At 45.8% G+C, this 15451-nt stretch carries 17 protein-coding genes and 1 tRNA gene; 9 read left to right on the forward strand and 9 right to left on the reverse strand.

Annotated features, from left to right (window positions below; all coding sequences use genetic code 11):
* The first annotated feature begins 1 nt into the window (after position 1).
* Positions 2–892, forward strand: a complete 891-nt coding sequence (gene rapZ / locus ICN48_RS04270) for an RNase adapter RapZ (protein ID WP_216152483.1) — start codon at positions 2–4, stop codon at positions 890–892.
* Here the strand turns inward: rapZ and mutY are convergent.
* Together mutY and mutM are read right to left on the reverse strand one after the other, a co-directional pair.
* Positions 837–1982 carry an A/G-specific adenine glycosylase gene (gene mutY, locus ICN48_RS04275; protein WP_216152484.1) on the reverse strand — a complete coding sequence of 382 codons (1146 nt, stop codon included), beginning with the start codon at positions 1980–1982 and terminating at the stop codon, positions 837–839. The two genes, rapZ and mutY, sit on opposite strands and share 56 nt — an antisense overlap.
* A complete protein-coding gene (gene mutM, locus ICN48_RS04280) occupies positions 1967–2803 on the reverse strand; it encodes a bifunctional DNA-formamidopyrimidine glycosylase/DNA-(apurinic or apyrimidinic site) lyase (RefSeq protein ID WP_216152485.1) in 837 nt (278 codons plus the stop codon). The genes mutY and mutM overlap by 16 nt, the downstream gene beginning before the upstream one ends.
* A gap of 35 nt (positions 2804–2838) precedes the next feature.
* Here mutM and ICN48_RS04285 point away from each other — a divergent pair, with 35 nt between their 5' ends.
* The 6 genes from ICN48_RS04285 (at position 2839) to pth (ending at position 7791) form a co-directional block, all read left to right on the forward strand.
* A complete protein-coding gene (locus ICN48_RS04285) occupies positions 2839–4326 on the forward strand; it encodes a lipoprotein insertase outer membrane protein LolB (protein ID WP_216152486.1) in 1488 nt (495 codons plus the stop codon).
* 11 nt (positions 4327–4337) lie between these two features.
* Positions 4338–5222 carry a 4-(cytidine 5'-diphospho)-2-C-methyl-D-erythritol kinase gene (gene ispE / locus ICN48_RS04290; RefSeq protein ID WP_216152487.1) on the forward strand — a complete coding sequence of 295 codons (885 nt, stop codon included), beginning with the start codon at positions 4338–4340 and terminating at the stop codon, positions 5220–5222.
* Positions 5221–5297 (forward strand) — tRNA-Gln (locus ICN48_RS04295). The genes ispE and ICN48_RS04295 overlap by 2 nt, the downstream gene beginning before the upstream one ends.
* Positions 5298–5351: 54 nt before the next feature.
* The gene (locus tag ICN48_RS04300) at positions 5352–6317 is read left to right on the forward strand and encodes a ribose-phosphate pyrophosphokinase (protein WP_216863749.1); all 966 of its coding nucleotides are present in this window, start codon (positions 5352–5354) and stop codon (positions 6315–6317) included.
* A 136-nt stretch (positions 6318–6453) separates the two neighbouring features.
* Entirely contained in the window at positions 6454–7089 is a 636-nt protein-coding gene (locus tag ICN48_RS04305; RefSeq protein WP_216152488.1) for a 50S ribosomal protein L25/general stress protein Ctc, read from the forward strand.
* A gap of 111 nt (positions 7090–7200) precedes the next feature.
* Positions 7201–7791 (forward strand): aminoacyl-tRNA hydrolase, encoded by a 591-nt coding sequence (gene pth / locus ICN48_RS04310; protein WP_216152489.1) that lies wholly within the window; start codon positions 7201–7203, stop codon positions 7789–7791.
* Between the two features lie 31 nt (positions 7792–7822).
* Here the strand turns inward: pth and ICN48_RS04315 are convergent, their stop codons facing one another.
* The 5 genes from ICN48_RS04315 to ICN48_RS04335 are packed head-to-tail and all read right to left on the reverse strand — an operon-like array spanning position 7823 to position 11960.
* Positions 7823–8089 (reverse strand): YfhL family 4Fe-4S dicluster ferredoxin, encoded by a 267-nt coding sequence (locus tag ICN48_RS04315; RefSeq protein WP_216152490.1) that lies wholly within the window; start codon positions 8087–8089, stop codon positions 7823–7825.
* Between the two features lie 25 nt (positions 8090–8114).
* The gene (coaD, locus tag ICN48_RS04320) at positions 8115–8612 is read right to left on the reverse strand and encodes a pantetheine-phosphate adenylyltransferase (protein ID WP_215391691.1); all 498 of its coding nucleotides are present in this window, start codon (positions 8610–8612) and stop codon (positions 8115–8117) included.
* Between the two features lie 36 nt (positions 8613–8648).
* Positions 8649–9287, reverse strand: a complete 639-nt coding sequence (gene rsmD, locus ICN48_RS04325) for a 16S rRNA (guanine(966)-N(2))-methyltransferase RsmD (protein WP_255539456.1) — start codon at positions 9285–9287, stop codon at positions 8649–8651.
* Positions 9259–10596, reverse strand: coding sequence for a pitrilysin family protein (locus tag ICN48_RS04330; RefSeq protein ID WP_216152491.1), 1338 nt, complete (start codon positions 10594–10596; stop codon positions 9259–9261). The genes rsmD and ICN48_RS04330 overlap by 29 nt, the downstream gene beginning before the upstream one ends.
* Positions 10596–11960: a pitrilysin family protein gene (locus tag ICN48_RS04335; protein WP_216152492.1), complete on the reverse strand. Its 1365-nt coding sequence runs from the start codon at positions 11958–11960 to the stop codon at positions 10596–10598. Before ICN48_RS04335 ends, ICN48_RS04330 begins: the two co-directional genes overlap by 1 nt.
* Positions 11961–12023: 63 nt before the next feature.
* Here ICN48_RS04335 and ftsY point away from each other — a divergent pair, with 63 nt between their 5' ends.
* Together ftsY and rpoH are read left to right on the forward strand one after the other, a co-directional pair.
* The gene (gene ftsY / locus ICN48_RS04340; RefSeq protein WP_216152493.1) at positions 12024–12914 is read left to right on the forward strand and encodes a signal recognition particle-docking protein FtsY; all 891 of its coding nucleotides are present in this window, start codon (positions 12024–12026) and stop codon (positions 12912–12914) included.
* Positions 12915–13015: 101 nt separating this feature from the next.
* Positions 13016–13942, forward strand: coding sequence for an RNA polymerase sigma factor RpoH (gene rpoH / locus ICN48_RS04345; protein ID WP_216152494.1), 927 nt, complete (start codon positions 13016–13018; stop codon positions 13940–13942).
* A 22-nt stretch (positions 13943–13964) separates the two neighbouring features.
* Here the strand turns inward: rpoH and ICN48_RS04350 are convergent, their stop codons facing one another.
* Together ICN48_RS04350 and cyoE are read right to left on the reverse strand one after the other, a co-directional pair.
* Positions 13965–14549, reverse strand: a complete 585-nt coding sequence (locus tag ICN48_RS04350; protein WP_216152495.1) for an SCO family protein — start codon at positions 14547–14549, stop codon at positions 13965–13967.
* 7 nt (positions 14550–14556) lie between these two features.
* The gene (cyoE, locus tag ICN48_RS04355; protein ID WP_216152496.1) at positions 14557–15450 is read right to left on the reverse strand and encodes a heme o synthase; all 894 of its coding nucleotides are present in this window, start codon (positions 15448–15450) and stop codon (positions 14557–14559) included.
* Position 15451 lies beyond the last annotated feature (1 nt).

Below are 15451 nucleotides of genomic sequence, written 5' to 3' on the forward strand. Positions count from 1 at the left end.
TATGCAGATAAATCTGATTACCGGAATCTCAGGCTCAGGTAAATCAGTAGCCCTGAGGGCTTTTGAGGATGCGGGCTATGACTGCGTAGATAACCTTCCTGTTCCTCTTCTAGAAAGCCTTATCTCCACCCTTGAAAAAGAAGGGTGTGCGCAAGTTGCAGTTGCCATCGATGCTCGTCGTGGGCAATCGATTGAAAACCTACCCTCGATTCTTGAAAACTTACGCAAAAATCACCAAGTCAGAATTGTTTTCTTAAATGCTGACACCAACACGCTCATTCAGCGCTTTTCTGAGACACGCAGACGCCATCCTTTATCTACCCATGCCAAGCAATCCCAATCTGCAACATTAATTGAAGCGATTGATAAAGAACGGAATCTGCTAGAACCTTTGCGTACTCAAGCGCACAGCATCGATACCAGCAATCTACCCGCTCATGCACTACGCTCCTGGATTCAGGATCTTCTCAAAGACAAGCCTGTAGGCCTCACGGTAATTTTTGAATCTTTTGGCTTTAAAAAGGGCGTTCCTAGTGAGGCAGATCTAGTGTTTGATGTACGCTGCCTAACAAATCCTCATTACGATAAGGTACTGAGGCCTCTCACTGGCAACGATAAGCCTGTAAAAGAGTTCCTGGAAAAAATTCCGGAGGTAGTGAGCATGGAATCAGACATCACACAATTTATTAACAAATGGTTGCCTCACTACATTGCTGATGGTCGCAGTTATTTAACGGTGGCTGTAGGTTGTACTGGTGGCCAGCATCGCTCTGTATATTTGGTCAACCGCTTAAGTGAACACTTCCGCGCCCAAAAAGATCTTATAGACTTGCAACTCAATTTTTTAGATCGTCACCGCGAACTAGACTCAAGCCTTGCAGCAAAATCTTAATTGGTTGGGGTAGGCCATAGCGCCCCAACTGATTTAAAGCTACCCATTTTAGATCTGGATTTGAGAAGGTCAGCTCTTTTGAGCTACTTGCCAGCCATATCTGCATCCACAAACGGCGATGAGTAAAGACATGCTTAATTTCTTCGCTGTACTTTACTGACTTGCATGCTTTCGTAAGTGTGGCCATCTTTTCATCTGGCAATGTAGCGGCAAATAATGTTTGCGCACTAATATCTAAGTCCTTTGTGCCAGATACCCTAGGTGTCCAGGGCCCCTCTGGCAGAGACCAAAGACCACCCCAAATAGCTTTACTCGGGCGTTTTTGCAATAGGACAGAATTGCCCCAGCGCATCAGCAGCATATTGCAATCAAATTCTGGAGATTTTGCTTTCTTCGTTTTTTGCGGAAGTAAAAGCACTTGGTCGCTCAAATTTGCCTGGCAATCTTTCGCAAAGGGGCATTTCTTTTCCGAGCCTAAACAAACTGGTTTACGTGACGTACACCAAGTAGCGCCAAAGTCCATCAACGCCTGTGTATACACTGGCATATCAGCGGGCTTACTTGGTAATAGCTCGGTTGCCAAAGTCCATAGGCGATCGTTTACTGCCTTGTCCTGTATGGATCCTTCAATTGCGAATAATCGCGCGAGAATGCGCTTCACATTGGCATCCAGAATAGGCGCACGACCATGGAATGCAAAGGCTGCGATAGCACCTGCAGTAGAGCGCCCAATACCTTTCAATTGCTCAAGCAAAGTTGGATCACTGGGAAACTCACCCTTGGACTCTGCGATGACTTGTTTTGCGCAAGCATGTAAATTTCTAGCACGCGAGTAATAGCCTAAACCAGCCCACTCGGCTAGCACATCATCAATATCAGCAGCGGCTAATTTTTTGACTGTTGGAAAGCGCTTCATAAAGCGTGGGTAACGCTCAAGGACCGTCGCTACTTGAGTTTGCTGCAACATAATCTCTGAAACCCATACTGCATAAGGGTCTCGATTACCTTGCCATGGTAAGCCTGAACGCCCGCTGATCGCATGCCAAGCCACTAACTTTGAGGCAAATGTATTGATCAGCGCTTTTGACATTGAGGACAAAAATAAGTAGAGCGTTGACCCTGTACTATCTGATTAATGGGTGTTTTACATACCTTACATGGCAAGCCTTTGCGATCATAGACTTTGGTTTGAACCATAAAGTGGCCGGGATCACCATCGCTATTCACAAAATCCTTTAATGAGCTGCCACCCGCATCGATTGCTTTTTTCAATATTGATCTCACCGCTCTAGCAAGACGAGAGCATTGTGGTCGAGTGAGCTTGCCGGCCGCCTTAGCCGGATGAATACCCGCCTCAAATAAACTTTCAGAACAATAAATATTGCCGACACCGACAACCGCTTGCCCTGCCAAAAGAAACTGCTTCACAGCAACACTGCGTTTGCGGGATTTTTGATACAAAATATCCGCGCCCAGCCCACCCGCAAACTCCGGAGAAAATGGCTCAACGCCTAACTTTTGCAAAAGCGCAAATGCTTCAATGGGGCCTTTTGATTTGGGATGCCATAAGACTGCGCCGAATTTTCGTGGGTCATGTAAGCGCAAGCTGAACTTAGCAAATTCCAGCGTGACCCGATCATGGGTCTTCAGGGGATCGGAACTGGGCAGAACACGCAGAGTTCCTGTCATTCCCAAATGAATCAGTAAATAACCTGTATCCATTTCCAATAAAAGATACTTCCCGCGCCTTTCAATAGCGTGCACTGTTTGACCGGGTAAGGTTTTAGAGAGGCTGGTAGGCACAGGCCAGCGTAAGCGTCCGTCAATAATCTTGACGGCACTGACTTTACGCCCCTCGAGATGGGGGGCGATTCCTAATCGGGTGACTTCTACTTCTGGCAGTTCTGGCATAAATGAATTGTAGATTCGCGGATTAGAATGTGCTTATGAGTAAATTCAGACTAAAACCTCTCTTACAGGGTTTATTCCTTGCAACCCTGACTGGTGGATCAATTACATCAGCGCATGCCCAGACCCAGCAAGATGGATTGCAATCCGGTGAAGCCGTTTTTGAAGTGCTCGCCTCAGAAATCGCCATTCAGCGTGGTGAGGCTGGGCTGGCTTACAACACCTACCTGGAAATGGCGCGTCAATATAAAGATCCTAGGCTCGCCCAAAGAGCTATGGAAATTGCGATTGCAGGCGGCTCTCCTGATTTAGCCATGCAAGCAGCGAAAACTTGGGATGAGCTATCTCCAAATTCAGATACAAAACCCAAAGAAGTATTGGTAACCCTATTAGTTTTGAGCAACCGCTGGAATGATGCCGTTAAACCGGCCATTGCTTTACTGCGTCAACAAACGCCGGCGCAACAAGAAAATACCCTCTTACAGCTACAAGCATTGCTAGCTAAAGCAAAAGATGAGTCTGAAGCCTTACGCGCTTTTTATGAAATCGCATCTTCCGTCAAGATCCCCCCTAAGGATCCTGGCTTGCTCTACACGTACGCCATGTCTGCTGAAAAGGCTGGTCATATTGATGTCATGGAAAAAACTTTGCGCGATATTTTGCGCAAGAACCCAAATGATGTGAATTCGTTAAATGCTCTTGGTTACTCCTTAGCCGATCGCAATATAAAGTTACCTGAAGCACTTACACTCATTAGCAAAGCACATCAACTCTCACCAAAAGATAGTTTTATTTTGGATAGCCTAGGCTGGGTGAACTTCCGTCTTGGCAAAAATACACTTGCATTAGAACAATTGCAGCAAGCATTTGCCATGAAACCAGAAGCAGATATTGCAGCCCATACTGGAGAAGTGTTATGGGCCATGAATCGCCGTCCTGAAGCTGAAGAAATGTGGCGCCAAGGACAAAAGATAGATGCCAATAACCCAACACTCAGAGAAACCTTACAACGTTTAAAGCCCGACTGGGCTAAAGATGACCAGATGTCAAAGGGCTCATGGGACGGGCGTTTCGCAGTCAAGGTAATTGGTTTAACTGAGTCGCAAAACCAAGGCGGCTCCGGTGGTTTTACTTTGACCCAAGACGCATTAAAAGATGTTTTAGAGATCCGCAGCCCTCTGGGTGGATCGATTGCAAAAATTACTATTACACCTGGTGAAGCTACGCTCGAAAGCGACGGTAAAGTTGTTACCGCAGTAGATGCAGATACATTGGTACAAAACACTTTAGGACTTCCACTACCAGCGCGTGGACTATCTAACTGGTTAAGAGGCGAAGTGCGCCCCGGAAGCGAAGCAAGTATTGAGAGAAACTCCAAGGGTCAGGTGAGCAAAATTGGTCAAGATGGTTGGGACTTGGTATACACATGGAGCAATACCAATCGACTTGAAAAACTGATCATGACACGCAGCTCCAACATCGGCTCGATTGACATTCGTCTGGTATTTGATCGTCCGAATGATTAAGCAAAATAATCATGGCGAACTCTGATCAGCTAACGCTTCGTTCGCCAGCTAAGCTCAATCTTTTTCTTCACATCATTGGGCGCAGAGATGATGGCTATCATCTTCTTCAATCTGTTTTTCAGCTGATTGATTGGTGCGACACCATCCACTTAAAGAGAATTTCTGGAAATGAAGTGCGCCGTATTAATCCAATTCTTGGCGTGCCGCCTGAACAAGATTTAGTCGTACGCGCAGCAAACTTACTCAAAGATTTTTGCAAGATTGAAGCTGGTGTTGAAATCGATCTTCAAAAAGAAATTCCGATGGGAGCCGGCATGGGGGGCGGATCCTCTGATGCAGCCACTACCTTGATTGGCCTGAATGCCCTTTGGGATCTCAATCTCTCCAAAGAAACGCTTTCCACCCTAGGGCTTCAGCTTGGTGCCGATGTCCCCTTCTTCATTTTTGGTCAAAATGCCTTTGTTGAAGGCATTGGGGAGAAAATTCAAGCAATTTCCCTTCAAAGTCCTGATTTTTTGGTCATCTTTCCCAATAAAGGCATCGCAACCGCTAGCATTTTTCAAGACCCGGAATTGACCCGAGATCACGCTCAGATTACAATTGATGGCTTTCTTGCATCGCCATTGTTATATCAATCGAATGATTGTCAGGCCGTAGCGATGCGGATTTGCCCAGAAGTGAAGCAAGCTTTGGATTGGATTATCCAGGCAGTACCGGGCTCACAGCCCCGAATGTCTGGTTCTGGAAGTAGCGTTTTTGCAGTCTTAGACCCTAAGACCGACACCGCAAAACTAGAAAATCTTCTGCAAAATCTTCCTGAAGGGTGGGTAGGTCGGGTTGTTCGGGGGCTAAATAAAAATCCCGCTTACAATTTGGTTCTTCAGATTGACCTGTAGGGGAATCGCCAAGCTGGTTAAGGCACTGGATTTTGATTCCAGCATGCGAAGGTTCGAATCCTTCTTCCCCTGCCAAAGACTGTAGAAACGACAAAGATAAACTTTTGACCTCACCAAACCCATAAGACTATGTCCTCCATAAACGCTGATTTATTGACTCTTTTCACAGGCAACGCAAATCCCGTTTTGGCAGAGGCAGTAGCCAAAGAACTCAATCTCCCAATGGGAAAAGCCTTTGTTGGCCGATTCTCCGATGGCGAGATCCAAGTAGAAATTCAAGAGAACGTCCGCGGCAAGAATGTCGTGGTTATCCAATCAACCTGTGCACCTACAAATGACAGCTTGATGGAACTCATGATCATGATTGATGCCCTGAAGCGTGCATCTGCAAGCCTTATCACCGCAGTGATTCCTTACTTCGGCTATGCCCGCCAAGACCGCCGCCCTCGTTCTGCACGCGTTGCGATCTCTGCTCGTATTGTGGCCAACATGCTTCAATCCGTTGCTGGTATCGAGCGCGTTTTGACAATGGACCTGCATGCAGATCAAATTCAAGGCTTCTTTGATATTCCGGTAGACAACATTTATGCCTCCCCAGTCCTTTTGGCTGATCTAGAAGCACAGAAGACTAAAAAAGATCTGATCATCGTATCTCCAGACATTGGCGGCGTAGTACGCGCCCGCGCAATGGCCAAGCAATTAGGCACTGATTTAGCCATTATTGATAAACGTCGCCCTAAAGCGAACGTATCCGAAGTAATGCACCTGATTGGCGAAGTAGAAGGCCGTCACTGCGTCATCATGGATGACATCATCGATACTGGTGGAACACTCTGTAAGGCCGCTGAAGCGCTTAAAGAGCGTGGCGCCAAGGGTGTTACTGCCTACTGTACTCACGCCGTGCTATCGGGCGGTGCTGTAGCGCGTATTGCCGCTTCTGAATTGGATGAATTGGTTGTTACTGACACCATCCCCTTGACCGCAGAAGCAATAAAAGTCTCCAAAATTCGCCAATTGACCGTAGCCCCACTACTAGCTGAAACCCTTTCCCGCATTAGCAAAGGTGATTCAGTGATGTCGATGTTTGCTGAATAAGCCAAAAATCACTGTTTTACCCTGGTTTTTGGCAGTGTTAAGCCTTTTGTAGGCAAAAACACCCTTTCCCACGATATAATCAAAGGCTTTTCTGTTTGGTCGCGAACGGAAATTAACCTTAATTAGGAAATTCATCATGAAAGTAGTTGCCTTTGAAAGAAGCGTACAGGGAACGGGTGCGAGCCGCCGTCTGCGCAATTCCGGAAAAACTCCGGGAATCGTTTACGGTAGTAAAGATCCAGCCTTGGTCATCGAGTTAGACCATAACGCGTTGTTCCATGCTCTCCGCAAGGAAGCATTTCACTCATCCATTTTGGATTTGGAAATTGATGGCAAGGCACAAAAAGTGTTGTTGCGCGATTACCAAATGCATCCATTTAAGCCATTGGTATTGCACATTGACTTCCAGCGCGTATCTGCGACTGAGAAAGTTCATATGCGCGTTCCATTGCACTTCACAAATGCTGACACCTCAGCTGCAGTGAAATTGCAAGGCGCTGTTATTAGCCACATCCTTACTGAACTCGAAGTTTCTTGCTTACCATCAGACCTGCCAGAGTTCATCGAAGTGGACTTGGCGAAGATTGAAGTTGGTCATGGTGTTCATGCTAAAGATCTTGCATTGCCAAAAGGTGTTACCTTGGTATTGCATGTTGAGCAAGAGAACCCAGTGCTTGCAAACGCACGTATTCCAGCCGTTAAATCTGCTGATACTGAAGCAGCCCCTGCTGCTGCCGCTCCTGCAGCTGAAGCACCAAAGGATAAAGCTTAATTTATTAGCTAAATCGCTTGTACTAGAAGGCCTGCGTAAGCGGGCCTTTTTTATTGCCTTCAATTTTCATTCTTTTTTGGCGAAAAACTTTTATATCTTTAAACTCTCAACATGACTAAATTAATTGTTGGCCTGGGCAACCCTGGAGATGAACATGAAGCAGATCGGCACAATGCTGGCTTCTGGTTTGTCGACGCCCTAGCAATACAATTCAGTGCACGCTTTGAAACAGAAAAGCGCTTTCATGGAAAAGTAGCAAAAGCGAAATGGGAAGGTGAAGATCTTTACTTACTCAAGCCCAGCACTTACATGAATCTTAGTGGTCAGTCAGTTGGGGCGCTTTGCCGCTTTCACAAAATCACACCGACAGGTATTTTGGTAGTGCAAGATGAGCTTGATCTCAAGCCGGGTACTGCGCGCTTAAAGCTAGGCGGCGGTACTGGTGGCCATAATGGTCTAAAAGATATCCAAGCCCATTTGAGTACGCCTGATTATTGGCGTTTACGTCTAGGTATTGGACACCCAAGAGATTTAGCGGGTGATGGGCGTCCTATGGATGTCGCTGATTATGTATTGCGTAGACCGCAGTTAGCCGAGCAAAAACTGATCGATGCCAGCATTGAGAATGGCTTGCAAATATTGCCACTCTTTTTAAAGGGCGACACCCAAACAGCCATGATGGAGCTGCACTCTAAGGGCTAACTTAGTTAAGCCACTTAGTTAAGCTGCCCAGTTAAGCAGCATTAGTCTTTTTGGCAGCAGTTAATAACTTGAACTTCACCATCAATTGGTCTTGAGTTTCAGTGTGCTTAGGATTAAATGGAATGCAGTCAACTGGGCAGACCTGGCGACACTGGGGTGCATCATAGTGACCTACGCATTCAGTGCATTTATCAGGATTGATTTCGTAAATCTCCAGACCCATGTAGATCGCATCATTCGGGCACTCTGGCTCGCATACATCGCAGTTGATGCATTCGTCCGTGATCATTAAAGCCATGGTTTACTCGCCAATATCACTCTTTTCACTCTTTATTCTGAGTGCCTGCTGCAATTTTTTGGACTAGCCATTTTTCCACTGATGGGAAAACAAACTTACTCACATCGCCACCCATCGAAGCAATCTCACGCACGAAAGTGCCAGAGATAAATTGATATTGATCAGATGGGGTTAAGAACAAAGTTTCAACATCGGGTAGCAAATAACGATTCATGCCGGCCATCTGGAACTCATACTCAAAGTCAGATACCGCACGTAAACCACGCACAATCACACGTGCATGATGCTCGCGAGCGAAATCCTTAAGTAAGCCTGTAAAACCAACGACTTTGACATTAGGATAGTGGCCAAGCACTTCCTTCGCAATATCAATACGCTCTTGCAATGTAAAAAATGGACGCTTACTACGACTATCAGCAACACCCACAATCAGCTCTTTGAAAATGCTTGATGCACGGCGAACCAAGTCCTCGTGACCACGAGTAAATGGATCAAATGTTCCAGGGTATACAGCAACTGTCATAACGTTCCTAAGGCTTTATCGGCTACAGGCAAGAGTTTAGCCCTTTCCGCTCCGAAATAGACAAGCTTTTACCTGTCCAGCCTCTAAGTATTTTCCACAATGCCAGTCTGGGAGAAGGGCTTCTATCTCCTCGCGTGGACGGCTAGAGGGAAATTCCACATAAATGCCGCCGCCCGCAGAGTCATCACATACCCTAGCAGCCTCGCTAACCGATCGATCCAACAGACTCAAATCCTGAAATGGCGGATCAATAAAAATTAAATTGCTAGAACGATCTGGCTGCTGTTTCAGAAATTCAAGACTATCGCGTTGTAGGATTTCTACAGTTCCAGTGACCGGCGAAGACTGCAATAGAGCAAAATTGGCGCTTAAATTTGCATAAGCCTTTTTATCTATCTCAAGCAGTACTACAAATTCAGCCCCTCTTGAAGCAGCCTCCAAACCCAAAGCACCAGTGCCCGCGAAAAGATCTAAGCAGCGTAAGCCTGATAAGTCTTGCCCTAGCCAATTAAATAACGTTTCACGAATACGATCAGTTGTAGGACGCAAACCCGGAAGATCTAGAACGTTTAATAACCGACTTCTCCAGTTGCCGCCAATGATCCGAACCTTCTTTGGTGGCTCAGCTTTTAGATTCTTGATGGGTTTATTTATTTTTTGCTCCCAGCACAACAATCTTCATGCGATCCATCGCAAGGTATTTTTTAAATGCAGCATTTACCTGCTCTAAGGTAACCGCCTCAACTTGTTTAGTCCATATATCCATCGTATCCAGCGGTAAGTCATTCCATACGATTGAAGATAGGTTATCTAATAACTTGCGATTGTTATCAATGCGCAGTGGATAGCCATTCACTAAATTTGCTTTAGCGGCAACAAGCTCAGATGGAGTAGGTCCATCAGTAATAAATTGGCCTATTGTTGAGCTCATGACTTCTAAAGCCAGCGAAGCTTGATCATTCTTAGTTTGCAAGCCCGCCTGAAAAATGCCGTTATCTTTTCCGGGGGCGAAATAACTAAACACGCTATAAGCAAGGCCGCGCTTCTCTCGTACTTCAGACATCAGGCGAGATACAAACCCGCCGCCGCCTAAAATATAGTTACCCACAAGCAATGGGAAGTAGTCAGGGTTATTGCGAGCTATCGCCGTCATCCCCATTGCAATATGAGCTTGTTGTGCATCAAAGGGAATTTGAATCTCTCTTTGTGCCAAGGGCTCTACCGGGGAGCGTTGTAACTCCGGTAATTTCGTAATAGATTGCCCTGATTGAGGAATTTGCTTTAACAAAGCCTGAACGATTTCGTTTGCCTGAGCGCGATCAACATCGCCAACAATACTCACAATCATGCGATCGCCACGGTAAAACTGTTTGTGGAAATCCTTCAAATCATTTGCATTGACAGAGCCAATAGATTTCACGGTCGGAGAATCGGCCAATGGGTAGTTTCCGTAGACTGATTTTTTAAAGCGGCGCTCAAGAACAAACTCGGGTTTCGTTTCTGCCTCCAGCAAGCTCGTAATTGTTCTTTGTTTTTCACGCTCAACGATTTTTGAATCATAAGTTGGCGCACTCAACATGGCGGAAGCCAATTGCACCGCTCTATCGCGCAAATCTTTTCTACTCAAACTACGTATGCGCAGGATGGCACGTTCACCACCTACTGATAGCCCAATATTTGCCCCTAGGTCAGCGATTTCATCGGCAATTTGGGCCTCATTCAATAAACCCTTATCACCACGAATCCCATAATTCATAAGGGCGGCAGTCATATCTGCAAGTCCGCTCTTACCAGCAGGATCATAGCGATCACCCGCATCAATGCTGATCTCAATATCTACCATTGGCAAAGCTTTAGTTTGAACTAAATAAGCCTTGGCCCCTTTATAGGAATCTAACTTTTCGATAGGCAAGATGGCATGTACATTACCGAGAAAACCAAAAGTAAATAGGCAAGCGGCAAGACTCTTTACGAAAGAATTCATTATTTACCCTCCTTGCCTGCAGATTTACGAGCTTGGGGGTCTAAAACAGCAATCGTCAAACCCTCATCAACTAGATATTTTTTAGCGACTGCTTGAACTTGTTCAGGGGTAATGGCCTGCATTTTCTCCAACATATAATCGATGTCTTTCCAAGAAAATCCTGCCATCTCAGAACTACCGATTTCCATTGCCTGACCAAAGATAGAGTCACGCTTATAAATCTGCTCTGACAAAATACGCACCTTAATCCTCTTGAGCTCGGACTCTAATATGCCTTTTTGCTTTAGCTCTTCAAGTGCTTTCCGAATGCTTGCCTGCGCTTGATCAACTGTTTTACCTTTGGCCATCGTTGCGCTAATTAAAAATAGCTCTGGCCCACGCGAGATCATGTCATAACCCACGCCAACATCATTGACTACCTTTTCCTGCTTAACGAGAGTGCGATTTAAGCGCGCATTGTCATAGCCATCGAGCACGGCCGTCAGCAGCTCTAGAGCATAGGGCTCTGGATCATCAAGCTTCCCAGGCTCAAGGCGGGGCGCTTTCCAAGCCATAGATAATTGAGCGCTATCAGCTGGCGCCTTAACTTGAGTCTGCTTAGTGCCTTTTTGCGGTGGCTCAATTTGTGGCTTGCGAACAGGCAATTCATGAGCGGTGGCTACACCATAATATTTTTCTACTAAACCTAAAACTCTTTTTGCATCTACATCACCAGTGATGACTACTGTTGCATTATTTGGTGCATACCAACTGCGATACCAATCGCGCGCATCGGTCGCTTTCATATTTTGCAAGTCATTCATCCAACCAATTACAGGATGACGATATGGGGAGCTCATATAAGCAGTTGCCATCAATGATTCATTCAGCAAACTATTTGGATTATCTTCAGTGCGCAAACGGCGCTCCTCCATAACTACCTGGATTTCTTTTAAGAACTCAGCGTCATCAAAATTTAGATTAGACATACGGTCTGCTTCAAGCTTGATGACATCTTCTAATTTTGATTTTTCAACTTGCTGAAAGTAAGCGGTGTAATCGCGCGATGTAAATGCATTTTCGCGCCCACCCACAGCGGCTACCAAACGAGAGAATTCACCTGCCTTAACTTTGTCGGTGCCCTTAAACATCATGTGCTCAAGTACATGGGCTACCCCAGTCTTACCATTGACTTCATCCATGGAGCCAGCTCGATACCAAACCATGTGAGCCACTGTTGGTGCGCGATGATCTTCCCTAACAATCAATTTAAGGCCATTGCTTAATTGATATTCATGCGTATCACCCGAATCAGGACCAGCGGCCTGAGCCAATTGAGCAAATACGATGAATAGAAAGGAAATTCGGAGTAAATTGGAAAGCATCTGCTAAATCACCATATCCCTAGAATTAAATTGATAAGATGCAAGTTTTAAATTGTATCGATTATGTTCGACTTACGTAAAACCCTCGGATCTCTTTTCAAATCAAGCAAGATTGATGAATCTTGGTTTGAAACTTTAGAAGCATCACTCATTCAAAGTGATGTGGGTCTACCCACGACCGAACAACTCATCGGCAAACTACGTAAAGCAGCAAAATCCGAAAATGCCTCAAGCCCAGAAGAGTTGCAAGCACTTCTTATTCAAGAAGTGAGCGCACTATTAACTGCGATTGAACCTTCACCAAACCCATTGTTCACAAGTGATAAGCCTAACACTCCAGAGGTGTGGTTGGTTGTAGGGGTAAATGGTGCTGGCAAGACTACGACCATTGGCAAACTCTGTCGGCTCTTGCAATCTCAAGGTAAATCAGTGCTCCTAGCCGCTGGAGATACCTTCAGAGCCGCTGCACGCAATCAACTCCAGGAATGGGGTGGACGTAATCAGGTTGACGTGATCACCCAAGAAGGTGGCGATGCCGCTGCAGTTGCTCACGATGCCATTCATGCCGCCATCTCACGCAAGAACGATATTCTCATCATCGACACTGCAGGTCGTCTTGCTACCCAAGATAACCTCATGGAAGAGCTCAAGAAAGTAAAGCGTGTCATTGGAAAAGCGCTTCCCGGGGCGCCTCACCACACCCTCCTCGTTTTGGATGGCAACACTGGGCAGAACGGCTTAAGTCAAGTCAAGGCCTTTCATGCCGCTCTTGGTCTAACTGGAATCATTGTTACTAAGCTAGATGGCACCGCTAAGGGCGGCGTGATCTGTGCACTAGCCCATACCCTCCAAGATGACCCAAAACCCGCTGTTTTAGCCCTAGGCAAAGGAGAAGGGATTGATGATTTAGCCCCCTTCACAGCAGGGCAATATTCATCTGAATTATTCAATTAAATCAATGGTTTACAAAGTATCTAAGCAGCATAATTACCGTTAGCACTCTCTTGACAAGAGTGCTAAAATAAATATCTATTAACACCTCACATTTATAAAAAATGGCTCAAAAGAAATCTGACAAACCGAATTTGCAATCACTGCCAGTCGCGCAGACTGCTGCTACGGCGTCTGCATTTCCAATGTTGCCAACTCTTGGGGTTGGCACTCTCGATTCATACATTGCGTACGTTAATCGTGTACCAATGCTTAGTGCCGCGGAAGAGTTACATCTTGCGCAGGAGTTTCGTCGCACAGAAAATGTGGATGCTGCTAAAACTTTAGTGCTCTCCCATTTACGTTTAGTGGTATCCGTTGCTCGTCAATATCTTGGCTATGGCATTCCACATGCTGACTTAATTCAAGAAGGCAATATTGGTTTGATGAAGGCCGTTAAACGCTATGACCCAAATAACGGTGCGCGTTTAGTGTCTTATGCAATCCATTGGATCAAGGCGGAGATTCATGAGTACATTCTCAAGAATTGGCGTTTAGTCAAAACCGCAACGACTAAAGCACAACGTAAGCTGTTCTTTAACTTACGTAGCAATAAACCTACCTTGAGTGCACTTACCCCAAGCGAAGTAGAGGCTTTGGCTAAAGCGCTCGATGTTAAAGGCTCTGACGTTAAAGAGATGGAAATGCGCCTTGCTGGTGGTGATGTTGCACTTGAAGGCGATGACAGCGACGATGAGTCCGCTTACGCACCGATTCAATGGCTTGCAGACAACTCTCAAGAGCCTACTGCTCGTATTGCTAGCGCTGAAGCCGACGCCTTGCAAGGGCCTAAGTTAGATCAAGCACTAATGGCTTTAGATGAGCGTAGTCGCAATATTGTGCAATCTCGCTGGTTGGCCATGGATGCCGAAGGCAATGGCACAAAGACACTGCATGACCTAGCTGATGAATACGGCATCTCAGCAGAACGTGTTCGCCAAATTGAAACCGCTGCTCTTAAAAAGATGCGTGGCCTGCTGCAAGCAGCTTAATTAGCTTAAGCTGCAAACTTTTTTACTTCAGCAGTTCTTTCAAATCATGCGCCAAGGTCTCAGGACCTTGAGCGTGCTTGATATACAAACGTAAGCGGCCATCAGGATCAAACGCATAGCTGCCTGCTGTGTGATCTATGGTGTAAGAGCCTGGCTTAGTTCCTGGCACTTTTTTATAATAAATCCTAAAGTCCTTAGTCACCTTCTCTAAAGCAGCCTCATCCGCAGGGCGTAAGCCTAAGAAACGGGGATCAAACGCAGGCACGTATTGTTTGAGAATCTCTGCAGTATCGCGCTCTGGATCTACCGTGACAAAAAGCACCTGCACCTTATCTGACTGAGGTCCCAAGAGGGTCATTACTTGCTGCATTTCAGTCAATGTTGTTGGGCAGACGTCAGGACACTGGGTATATCCAAAGAACATCACCACTACTTTGCCCTTAAAGTCTGCGAGGGTTCTTACCTTGCCGTCAGGATCTAGCAAACTAAAGTCTTTACCAAAAGCTGTGCTACCGGTGATATCAATATTTTTAAACTCTGGCTTTGGACTGCAAGCAGTCAATACAAAACAAAGAATTGCTAACATGCAAATGCGCAAAAAATTCATATGATTCTCAGATGAAATAGTGGTCTATCAGGAGCACTGCAAAGAGTAGCGAAAGATAGGTAATAGAAAAGCGGAAGGTCTTTTTGGCTAAGGCATCGCTATATGAAATGAATAGCGCCACTACATAAGCTAAGAACATTAAACCCAGAATAATTGCCGACACCAAATAAACAATACCGCTCATCCCGTAGATATAAGGCAACATCGTAGCCGCAATGAGTATCAAGGTATAAAGCACCATATTGAGTAGCGTAAAGCGCTCTCCATGAGTCACCGGCAGCATCGGTAAGCCCGATTGAGCATAGTCATCACGACGATATAAAGCCAATGCCCAGAAATGCGGAGGAGTCCACACAAAAATAATTAGGACTAAGAGCCATGCCTCTGCAGAAAGTGTATTTGTTACTGCTGCCCAACCTAGCGCTGGTGGCATGGCACCCGACAAGCCGCCAATCACAATATTTTGGGGTGTAGCAGGCTTCAGTAACCAGGTATAGATCACTGCATACCCAACAAAGGTGGCAAGTGTTAGCCACATCGTCAAGGGGTTACAGAAATTCCACAAAATAATCATTCCTAGTGAACCCAGAACGATTGAGAAAATAATAATATGAAAAGGTGTGACTTCGCCAGTTGCAGATGGACGCCAAGCAGTTCGCTTCATCTTGGCATCAACAGCCTGCTCAATTAAACAGTTCACAGCAAATGCCGCACCTGCTAAAAGCCAGATGCCAAAAATGCCGCCAAAGAGCACTGGGTAAGGGACCATCCCCGGTGTTGCCAAGAACATGCCTATTACTGCACAAAATACAGCAAGCTGAGTCACTCTAGGTTTGGTTAAAACCCAATATTGACGCCAACGCGGCATAGCCACTGGTGCGCTTGTTTTAGAGTCACTCATA

The organism is Polynucleobacter sp. JS-Safj-400b-B2 (assembly GCF_018881975.1).
Taxonomy (GTDB): Bacteria; Pseudomonadota; Gammaproteobacteria; order Burkholderiales; family Burkholderiaceae; genus Polynucleobacter.